Origin of the sequence: Maribacter litoralis (genome assembly GCF_902506355.1) — a bacterium.
GTDB lineage: Bacteria > Bacteroidota > Bacteroidia > Flavobacteriales > Flavobacteriaceae > Maribacter > Maribacter litoralis.
Genome location: NZ_LR733271.1, coordinates 1,193,749 through 1,205,571 on the forward strand (window position 1 = coordinate 1,193,749; position 11,823 = coordinate 1,205,571).

Genomic DNA, 11,823 nt, shown 5'->3' on the forward strand with positions numbered 1-11,823 from the left:
TTAGCGACACACACTATATACCGCTAATTCCTAAAATCATTTCATCGTATTAACTAGAATATGGTGCTTACACAATCGTATTTACCCTATACTTATAAAGTACTCCATTACACAATAATCTTATTTAAAATTAAAAAGCCACATCTAAATTTAGATGTGGCTTTAATAAATAAATTAAAATTTACTATTTCGCGAAAAACACGTAAATACCTATTACAATACAACATATAATAATACCCATTTGATTTACATATTTGTAAGGCGTAATGGATACTTGATCGGTATATTCCAAAACAAAAGGTTCTTTTCTAGGTTTAATAGCTCCTATTATAAGCATTATTACAATATTGGTGACAAATAATATTGCCATGATATGTAAAAAGTGAGGATAGGCTTCTGCCTCAATCAACTTTAATTGCATTGGATCAGTGATGCCCTTAGCATTTGCATCTGCTAAAGCAGCATCCACAAACTTATTCTTTAACCAGAACTGACTTATAATATACAATGCCGAACCTGAAAGTATACCCACTTTGGCAGCAATTGCCGGCACCCTCTTCGTTAAGTACCCCACAACGATTATAGTGAATATTGGAATACTATAAATTCCATTGATTTCTTGTAGGTAATTAAACAAACTACCTGCATTGGCAATAAGTGGCGCAATAAACATTGCAGCCAAGGCCAAACAGATCCCAAAAATCTTACCATATTTCACTACGGTAGTTTCTGGTGCATCTGGATTAATATGTTGTTTGTAAATATCAATACCGAACAAGGTAACAGAACTGTTTAATACACTGTTGAAAGAACTTAAAATAGCACCGAAAAGTACAGCTGCAAAAAAGCCGACCAACGGTTTAGGCAATACAGCGCGTACTAATTCTGGATAAGCCAAGTCACTTGAATCTAATCCTCCATCAAAATAATGATAGGCTATCATTCCTGGCAATACTAATATTAACGGACCCAATATCTTTAAAAATGAAGCCAACAATAAACCCTTCTGCCCCTCTGCAAGGGTCTTAGCCCCCAAGGCTCTTTGAATAATTTGCTGATTGGTACCCCAATAAAACAGTTGAACCAGCATCATTCCCGTAAAAATTGTTGCGAAAGGAACTTCTTGCCCTGGATTACCGGTAGAATCAAAACGTTCTGGATTTGCATCTATCAGAATATCCAGACCTCCAAAAACACTTCCATCACCTATTGCCATTAACCCAAAAATAGGTATCAACAACCCACCGATCAACAACCCAACTGCATTAATCGAATCAGAAACCGCTACTGCTTTCAACCCTCCAAAAACAGCATAAACAGATCCTATCAAACCTATTCCCCAAATACATATTACTAAAGCCGTACTATCTGAAACCCCTAATAATGTGGGCACATCGAACATACCGCTTATGGCAACCGATCCAGAATACAAAATAACAGGTAACAATACCACTACATAGCCTGTCAAAAACAAACCAGAGGTTATAGTTTTCGTTGTCACATCAAACCTTTTGGCCAAAAATTGAGGTATTGTTGTCAACCCTCCTTTTAAATACCTTGGCAATAAAAAAATTGCTGTTACCACAATTGCTATTGCCGCTAAAGTTTCCCAAGCCATTACAGATAAGCCATCTGTATATGCGCTTCCGTTCAGCCCAACAATTTGTTCGGTAGAAAGATTGGTCAATAACAATGAACCCGCTATTACACCCGCCGTTAAACTTCGTCCTCCAAGAAAATAACCATCAGAGGTCTGTTCATTGGTGGTTCTCGTTGCTAAATATGAAATAATGGCCACCAATATGGTGAACCCTAAGAAAGAAAATATGCCTATCATTTGTTGAGTTGTTTGTTTCTAAGTCAAGGTTAAATATATTGGATTATTTCCATTACTTCTAAAAAGATGCGGCAAAATCTCATTATTCGTATTTTACAAAGGACACTATAACGATTTCTTTAAATTTTAACGTCTACTTTTAGCAAATAAACCTAACAAATAATAGGTATTTGGCTATATTGCAAATTAATTTTGAACAATCTATTACCCAGGTTTCTAACTCAATTTTTACAGTTTACATTTTAACTCAAAATTCTATTTCAAACTCAAAAAGAATGAACTCCAATTTTCTTAAGCTATATTGCCTTGGCTTATTTATTTCACTCTTACAATCATGTGGTTCTAAAGAAGATGCTGGTACTACTAAAGAAAATACCGAACCCACACTATTTACTCTGTTAGAGCCGGAAGAAACCGGTATATCTTTTATAAATAAAGTTGCCAACTCTAAAGAATTCAACATCTTTAAATACCGTAATTTTTACAATGGTGGCGGGGTTGCTATAGGTGATATTAATAACGACGGATTATCTGATGTTTTCCTTACCGGGAATATGGAACCTAATAGACTCTTTTTAAACAAAGGGGACCTTAAATTTGAAGATATATCTGAATCTGCCGGAATAAAAGGTAATAAACCTTGGTCTACCGGGGTCGTAATGGCAGACATCAACAATGATGGATTTTTAGATATTTATGTCAGTAACGCCGGAAATATGGAAGGCAACAATCACGACAATGACCTCTATATTAATAATGGCGATGGAACTTTCTCTGAAAAAGCCCATGAATACAATTTAGCGGAAACTGGATTTTCTACCCATGCTTCTTTCTTTGATTATGATAAGGATGGAGATTTAGATGCCTATATTTTAAACAATAGCAATATACCAGTCAGCAGCTTAGGGTATGCGGAACAAAGAGAAGTAAGAGCCCAAGATTGGGAAGGTGTCCCTAAAATTTTTAGAGGTGTAGGTGATATGCTATTAAGAAATGACAATGGCAAATTTGTGGATGTTAGTGAAGATGCCGGTATTTATGGTAGTCTTATTGGTTTTGGATTAGGAGTAATGGTCGTAGATATCAACAACGACCTATATCCTGATATTTATGTTTCAAATGATTTTTATGAGAGGGATTACTTATACATCAATAACCAAGATGGAACTTTTAGAGAAGAGGTTCAAAAATGGACAAATCACTTAAGCTTATCCGCTATGGGGGTTGATATGGCCGACATCAATAATGACGGACTAACAGATATCTTCATAACAGACATGCTACCCGAACCGGATCAACGTGTAAAGTCGGTCATGGAATTTGAAGGTTACAATATTTTTAAACTAAAACAGAGCAAAGACTTTCATCAGCAATACATACAGAATACGCTACAGCTAAATAATGGAAACGGTTCTTTTTCTGAAATTGCATATTACAGCGGTGTTGAAGCCACAGATTGGAGCTGGTCTGGACTTATGTTTGACATGGATAATGACGGATTAAAAGATATCTATGTCACCAATGGTATTAACCATGATCTTACAGACCTTGATTTCGTTGATTTCTTTGCAAACGAAATCATTCAAAAGATGGCATTGACCGGAAGAAAAGAATCTATAGATTCCATCATAAACAAAATGCCGGTTACACCATTACCAAATTATGCTTATAGAAACAATGGTGATATTACTTTCAGCAATTACAACAAACAATGGGGTTTTGAAATACCCAGTAGATCAAATGGTTCTGCTTACGGCGACCTAGACAATGATGGCGATTTAGATTTGGTGGTCAACAATGTAAATATGGAAGCCTTTGTTTACCGGAATAATTCAGAAACACAATCTAACAACAACTATATTACCTTAAAGTTTAAAGGTATAGATGGTAATAAATTCGGAATAGGCACAGTGGCGCGTTTATACTACCCAGACAATATTATTGAACAGACCTTAATGCCATCAAGAGGTTTTCAGTCTTCAGTAGACTACCCTATGACCATTGGTTTAGGCTCTACAAAAGCCATAGATTCCATTCGAATTATCTGGCCTAACGATGCAACTGTAAAACTTAGCGATGTAAAAGCCAACCAAACGATAACCTTTGATCAAGAGGAGGCTACTGAAAGGTATAAAGTAAACAAAACCGAAAACTCTACGCTTCTAGAATCTATAGATAATAATACATTCTTGACCCATAAAGAAAATAACTATATGGATTTTGACAACGAAGGGTTAATATCAAAATCTTTAGCAGAAGAAGGCCCAGCGATGGCTGTGGGAGATGTTAATGGCGACGGAAATGATGACGTTTTTATAGGTGGTGCAAAAAACCAATCTGCCGCTCTGTACTTTCATAAAGGCAACGGGTCGCTTTCTAAACCTATAACACGATTTTTTGAAGAAGAAGCACCGCTAGAAGATATTACAGCATCCTTTTTTGATGCCGACCAAGATGGCGACCTTGATCTTATGGTTGGCACAGGTGGCAACGAAATAGGTATGCAAGGCACATACGGCATTAGACTTTATATAAACGATGGCAAGGGTAATTTCACTTTGAGTGCCAACAAACTTCCTAGTATCAATAAAAATATTGCGGTTATTGCTCCTTCAGATTTTGATGGTGATGGAGATGTTGATGTTTTTGTTGGTTCTAGAAGTATCGTCGGCACATATGGCGTAAATCCTGATCATTTGTTCTTATCCAATAATGGGGATGGAACTTTTACCGACGTAACAGAACGTTCTGCTTATGACCTAAAAGATGCCGGTATGATCACCGATGCCATATGGGTAGATATTGATGGAGATGGTAAAGATGATCTGGTAACCGTTTCTGATTGGGGAAGCCCCAAAATTTATAAAAATTCAGGCAGAAGACTTAGTGACTCCAAAACTTCGTTAGACAGCTTAAATGGTTGGTGGGGAGCTGTTGAAGCATACGATTTGGACAATGACGGCGACCAAGATTTAATTCTTGGTAATATGGGCAGTAATATTCATTATAAACCTGCACCTGGCAAGCCTATGAAAATGTGGGTGAACGATTTTGACAACGATGGTACCATTGAGCAAATTACAACGCAAAACTATGACAATGGCGATTATCCGTTACATCAGAAAAAAGAATTGACCACACAAATATTGGCTCTAAAGAAAAAGAATATTAAAGCTTCTGAATATGCATCAAAAACTATTCAAGAACTTTTTCCAAAGAACATTTTAGACAACACGATTCAAAAACAAGTAAATATTTCTGAATCAGTAATCGCCATTAATGAAGGTAATGGCAATTTCACCATTAAATTATTACCTCCACAGGTTCAATTCTCTTGTATTTGTGGAATTCAATGTTTAGATGTAAACAAAGATGGAAACCTAGATTTGGTTATGGCCGGTAACAACTTTGAGTTTAAACCTCAATATTCTAGGCTAGATGCCAATTATGGAAATGTACTTTTAGGAGATGGTAATCTAAATTTTGAATGGCAAAACTATTCTGAAAGTGGCTTCTTTATTCGAAATGAAGTAAAGCAATTGAAAACAATTAAGGATAAAAAAGGCAATAAATTTATTATTGCCGCTATTAATGATGACACTCCAAAACTGTATAAATTAAATGAATAATAAGTTATTATACATATTGGTTTTGGTATGTGCCTTAGGTTGCAAGCAAAATAAAGGTGAATTATTTGTAAAACGCTCTGCGAACGATACAGGTATAACTTTTGAAAATACCCTTACCGAGACCAAAGACCTAAGCATTTTAGACTACCTCTATTTTTATAATGGAGGTGGCGTTGCCATTGGCGATATCAACAACGATAGCTTGCCCGATATTTATTTTTCCGGAAACCAGGTAAAGAACAAGCTATACCTCAACAAAGGCAATTTACAATTTGAGGATATTACCGAAAACGCAGGGGTGGCAGGCAACAGTTCTTGGAATACCGGTGCCATTATGGGCGATGTAAATGGTGATGGATTACTAGATATTTATGTTTGTGCCGTTGTTGGTCTAAACGGATTTAATGGCTACAATGAGCTTTTTATAAACCAAGGGGATGCTACCTTCAAGGAAAGTGCTGCTGATTACGGACTTGATTTTGAATCTTACAGTTCTTCTGCTGCCTTTTTAGATTATGACCTAGACGGAGATTTGGATATTTATCTTCTTAACCACGCCATACATACCCAAGATTCTTATGGCAATGCACAAATTAGGCACAAGAGAATTTATGAAACGGGCGATAAACTTCTACGAAACGACAATGGTACATTCACTGACGTTAGTGAAGAAGCTGGAATTTATGGTGGTGTCAATGGTTACGGCCTAGGTATTGCCGTTTCTGATTTTAACCAAGATGGATACCCTGATCTTTACATAGGTAATGATTTTCACGAAGATGATTATTATTACCTAAATAATGGTGATGGAACGTTTAAGGAAAGTATTAAAGAGGCTTTTGGGCATACCACCCGTTTTTCTATGGGAAGCGATGTCGCAGATATAAATCATGATGGACTACCAGATTTAATTTCTCTAGACATGTTGGGTAAAGATGAAATTGTATTAAAGTCCTCGGAAGGTGATGATGATATCCAAATTCAAAAATTGAAGACCGAAACCTTTGGTTATCATAATCAATATACCAGAAACATGCTTTCTGTGAATCAACCAAACGGCAAATTCTTAGAAACTGCCTTGCAAAGTGGAGTTGCCGCTACCGATTGGAGCTGGAGCGCCTTATTTGGCGACTACAATCAAGATGGTGAGCAAGATCTTTACATAAGTAATGGTATACCAAAACGACCAAATGACCTTGATTATATCAATTACATTTCAAATGAAAATATTCGGTCAAAAATCAACAATACCAACCTTGTAGATCAAAAAGCACTTAAAATGATGCCTTCCGGTTTTATTGGCAATATGATTTTTAAAGGCTCCAACAACCTTCAGTTTATCGATGAGTCCAAAACTTGGATTTCACAGGACACGATAATATCTGGAGCAACGGCATATAGCGATCTAGATAATGATGGAGATTTAGATTTGGTTACCAATAATCTCTACAGCCCTGCAGAAATACAGGAGAACACTACCAACAACAAGGCAAATTGGCTAAAAATTAAACTGAACTACAGAGAAAAAAATAAATTCGGAATTGGTACCAAAGTATTCTCGTACGCCAACGGTATTCAACAGTTTAAGGAAATGTATACCGTACGTGGATTTCAGGCTTCTTCCGAACCTTTAATTCATTTTGGTTACGGTGAAATTTCCAATATAGATTCTGTAAAAATCGTATGGCCAGACAAGAGTTACCAGACCATAACGAATATTGCCACAAACCAAACGTTATACATTAGTCCAAATCAGAACAAAGCTTTTCATTACAGTAATCTGCATACTCAAAAACAATTGTTGTTCAAAAAGGCGTTAAATAACCTGGGTATAGACTTTATACATGTTGAGGACTCTTACAGCGATTATTTACGTCAAAAGTTGATTCCCTACCAAATGTCTGATAGAGGTCCGGCATTGAGCGTAGGCGACCTAAATGCTGATGGCAAAGATGATGTTTTCTTTGGTGGCTCAAAGTATATTGCTTCTCAAGTTTATGTACAAGGGGACTCTACTTTTCAGCAAATCACCTATCCAGAAATAAAAATGGATAGTATAAAAGAAGATATCACTTCAATTATAGCCGATTTTAATAATGATGGTATAAATGATTTAATCATAGGCACTGGTGGTGCAGATTTCTTTAATGAAATGAAACCACTTACAGATTCTTATTATATATCTCGTGATAGTGTTTTTACAAAAAAAGCATTCCCGGAAATGTTTGAAAACACCTCGGTGCTACTTAAATTAGATTATGACCATGACAATGATCTTGACATAATAGTTTGCAACCAATCTATTAGTGCAGACTACGGTAACCGACCAAATAGTTATCTTCTAAAAAACACCGACGGTAATTTTGACATCACGGAAAATCCTTTTAACCAATTAGGCATGATAACCGATGCTATTGTTACCGATTTTAACAATGACGGTTGGGAAGATCTTTTGTTTGTTGGCGAATGGATGTCACCTAAATTCTTTCAAAATAATGAAGGTAAGTTTACAGAAATTCATCCGTTAGAAAATGAAAAATTAAATGGTTTATGGCAATCTGTAATCAATTTTGATATTGATGGTGATGGTGATCAAGATTATCTTTTAGGCAATTGGGGATTAAATACCAAATTCTCCACGTCAGAAGAACATCCTATGAAAATGTACTACGGAGACCTTGATAAAAACGGAGCTACCGAAACCATTGTCAGCACCTTTAAAGACGGTAAAGATTATCCGGTAGACGGTTTGAAAGAATTATCTAGCCAATTGGTATCACTTCGTAAAAAATTCAACTCATATAGTTCTTTCGCGGGTAAATCCATGGAAGATATATTAGGTGAAAATATGCTGCAAAACGCAGAAATTCTAGAAGTACATACTTTAAATTCTGGCTTCCTCAAAAATGAAAATGGCAAATTCACCTTTGTTCCATTTAGTTATAAATTGCAATTGGCACCGATAATGTCGTTCTTGGAATTTGACTTTAACGGCGATAATAAAACCGAAGTTTTGGCAGCGGGAAATTATTTTGGTGTTAAACCGTATCATGGCCGTTTTGATTCTTTCCCCGGAGCATTGATAAGTAACAACAACAATATTACCTTAGCGAATAAAATTGGACTCGATTTAACTGGAAAATCGATTCGAAATATGAACATCATTAAATTCAACAACAACAATTATATTTTGCTCACCTTTAATGACGAAGCAGCAGAGGTGTACCAAATACTCAAACCTTAGTACAATGAAAAAGTATGCATGTATACTATTAGCAGTTTTCTTATTTGTAAACTGTACAGAGAAAAAACAAGAACCCATTAAAATATCTCCAGACGATTTACATAATTCTATTGACCACGTTATAGATATCATGATCCATGATATTTTCTCACCACCTGTGGCCAGTAGAATATTTGCATACCCAAACATAGCTGCATATGAAATCGTTGCACAAACCAACCCAGATTATAAATCTTTAGCCGGGCAATTAAAAGATTTAAGACCAATACCGGCCATTGATACTGTTTCTGGTATAAATCCGCAATTATCTGCGCTAATTGCCCATATGCACATTAGCAGGCAGCTCATCTTCTCTGAAGACAAGTTTGATGTTCTACAAGACAGTTTGTTCACAAAATGGAAGACAATGAACGAGCCTGAATTTGAAGCTTCTAAAGCATACGGATTAAAAGTTGCAGAGCACATAAAAGATTGGATGAGCAAGGACAATTACAGCCAAACCCGTACTATGCCCAAGTTTACCGTAGATACTGACGACCAAGCAAGATGGCAACCTACACCACCGGCTTACATGGATGGTATAGAACCCCATTGGAACAAAATACGCCCGTTCATCATAGATTCGGCTTCTCAATTTAAACCTATTCCACCGCCAGCATTCTCTCTTGAAAAAGATTCTGACTTCTACAAAGAACTTATTGAGGTATATAACATCAGTAACGAAATTACCAAGAACGGAGATGAGTCTGAAGAAGTTGCTATTGCCAAGTTTTGGGATTGCAACCCTTATGTTTCCGTTACAAGAGGTCACCTCATGTTCGCCACCAAAAAAATTACGCCTGGAGCACACTGGATCGGTATTACCAAAATAGCCGCTAAAAAGACAAATAGTAATTTTGATGATACCGTTTTCGCCTATACCAAAACATCAATGGCAATAGCCGATGGATTCATTAGCTGTTGGGACGAAAAATACCGAAGTAATCTAATTAGACCAGAAACCCTTATCAATCAGCATATTGATGAAAACTGGAAACCTATTCTACAAACACCACCTTTCCCAGAATATACCAGCGGGCATAGTGTAGTTTCAGGTGCAGCAGCAACAGCGTTGACCAGTATTTTCGGAGAGGACTTTAGCTTTGAAGACGATACGGAAACGCCGTATGGTTTACCTATAAGAAAATTCAATTCTTTTAACGAAGCTGCAGATGAAGCTGCTATAAGTAGAATGTATGGCGGAATTCACTACCGAGCTGCCGTTGAAGTTGGTGTAGGTCAAGGAAGAAAAATTGGAGCACTATTGAACTCCAAAATTGAAATGAAGAAAAACTCAAGTTTAGCACATAATTAGATCGCATGAAAAAAGGCATAACCATAATTATAGCAGTGGTTTCCATTGCATTACTTTGGTATTTTCTAATTAAACCACAAGATTATCAGATTAGAGTTGTAGCAAAATCAAATACAGGTACGATCAACCAAGCTTTAAAAGCATGGAACAATACATTACCAGAGGCTTCTGTGCGCCAACTTAATAACTTGGATCATTTGGAACAACAGATTGTATCTGGAGATTCTACCCACATCTACAACTGGAACATTATCCCTATTACTGATTCTACATCTCGATTGGTCGTTGATATAAAAGATGCTGAACATAGTTTCTCTAACAAACTTAAAGTTCCGTTTTATGATACCGATTTTGAGAAACAATCAAGAAAAACGGTGACGGATTTTATAGAAAATCTCAATGCCCACAGAAAGGAATTTAAAGTTACCTTTATGGGCGAAGAGTATTTACCTTCCACTTACTGCGCCTGCGTCGAACACAAAACTACTCAAAGCACAAAGGCTTTTGGTATGATGGAAAGTTATCCGTTCATTAACTCTGTCATTGCCAGTAACGGTATTAAGGTTAATGGAGTTCCTTTTATTGAAACAACAGATTGGGATATGCAAAATGACAGCATTAGTTTTAATTTTTGTTACCCTATCATTAAAAGCGATACCTTACCAATAATTAAGGACTTGGTATACAAAGAATTTATTGGCAAGAAATCTCTCAAAGCGGTTTATAACGGTAACTATATGACCTCTGACAGAGCATGGTATACCTTACTGGATTATGCCGAAGAAAAGAATATTGACATAGAGAAAAAACCCATTGAATTCTTTTTCAACAACCCTAACATGGGTGGTGATGCTTTACGCTGGAAAGCCGAAATATTTATGCCCTTAGCAGATCAAGATGAATAAAATAGTACTAAGCTTTTTACTTTTATTCTCTATACTTACTTCTTGCTCAAATTATGGGCAATTGAGAGTCATTGCAGATTTACCTGGTAGTTTAAATGAAAACTCTGGTTTGGCCACTTATGGTGATTCTACTGTTTGGGTAATTGAGGACGGAGGTAATAAAGATGAACTGTACCAAGTGGACTTTAAAGGTGATATAATAAAAAGCCTTAAGGTAAAAAATGGAGACAATCAAGACTGGGAAGACCTTACTACAGATAGTGCCGGTAATATTTATATAGGTGATATTGGCAATAACACCAACAAACGAAAAGATTTGGTCATTTACAAATTGCCAAATCCTACTATTGAGCCCGGTGATAAAATAGATGCCGAAAAAATAAAGTTGCACTACCCTGACCAAAAAGGTTTTCCTCCAAAAAAAGACGCTCTTTTTTATGATTCAGAAGCTATTTTTCATCATAATGGCAAAATATTTATAGTTACCAAAAACAGGTCTCATTCCTTTACGGGCGAAGCCCGTATCTACTCCGTACCAGATACCAAAGGTTCTTATGAAGCTACACTTGTAGGTACTTTTATACCTTGTACAGATTGGAATACGTGCCGAATAACTTCAATTGATATATCTCCAAAAGGAGATAAAATCATAGCCCTTAGTTATGGGAAGCTTTTTGTTTTTACGGATTTTACCTGGGATGATTTCACCAAGGGCAATATGCAAGAAATTGATTTAGGAGCCCGATCTCAATTAGAATCGGTATGCTTTTTAAACGACACTACCTTATTGATATCAGATGAGCGAGCTCACGGGGAAGGTGGTAACCTTTATACCTACACCTTAAAAAAATAAC

6 protein-coding genes are annotated in these 11,823 nt (G+C 36.3%); 5 read left to right on the forward strand and 1 reads right to left on the reverse strand.

What is annotated here, in order from left to right; translation table 11 throughout:
- Window positions 1–184: 184 nt before the first annotated feature.
- Complete coding sequence (locus EXIGUO8A_RS04980) at window positions 185–1,837, reverse strand: solute:sodium symporter family transporter (RefSeq protein ID WP_159302164.1); 1,653 nt, start codon at window positions 1,835–1,837, stop codon at window positions 185–187.
- 275 nt (window positions 1,838–2,112) lie between these two features.
- On the opposite strand from EXIGUO8A_RS04980, the gene EXIGUO8A_RS04985 reads away from it, so the two are divergent.
- From EXIGUO8A_RS04985 to EXIGUO8A_RS05005, 5 genes are read left to right on the forward strand one after another with little or no spacing between them, the layout of a single operon-like run.
- Window positions 2,113–5,466, forward strand: coding sequence for a VCBS repeat-containing protein (locus tag EXIGUO8A_RS04985; protein ID WP_159302165.1), 3,354 nt, complete (start codon window positions 2,113–2,115; stop codon window positions 5,464–5,466).
- Complete coding sequence (locus tag EXIGUO8A_RS04990) at window positions 5,459–8,710, forward strand: VCBS repeat-containing protein (RefSeq protein WP_159302166.1); 3,252 nt, start codon at window positions 5,459–5,461, stop codon at window positions 8,708–8,710. Before EXIGUO8A_RS04985 ends, EXIGUO8A_RS04990 begins: the two co-directional genes overlap by 8 nt.
- 4 nt (window positions 8,711–8,714) lie before the next feature.
- Window positions 8,715–10,064, forward strand: a complete 1,350-nt coding sequence (locus EXIGUO8A_RS04995) for a vanadium-dependent haloperoxidase (RefSeq protein ID WP_159302167.1) — start codon at window positions 8,715–8,717, stop codon at window positions 10,062–10,064.
- 5 nt (window positions 10,065–10,069) lie between these two features.
- A complete protein-coding gene (locus EXIGUO8A_RS05000) occupies window positions 10,070–10,969 on the forward strand; it encodes an AraC family transcriptional regulator (RefSeq protein WP_159302168.1) in 900 nt (299 codons plus the stop codon).
- Window positions 10,962–11,822: a hypothetical protein gene (locus EXIGUO8A_RS05005; RefSeq protein WP_159302169.1), complete on the forward strand. Its 861-nt coding sequence runs from the start codon at window positions 10,962–10,964 to the stop codon at window positions 11,820–11,822. Before EXIGUO8A_RS05000 ends, EXIGUO8A_RS05005 begins: the two co-directional genes overlap by 8 nt.
- The last annotated feature ends 1 nt before the right edge of the window (window position 11,823 follow it).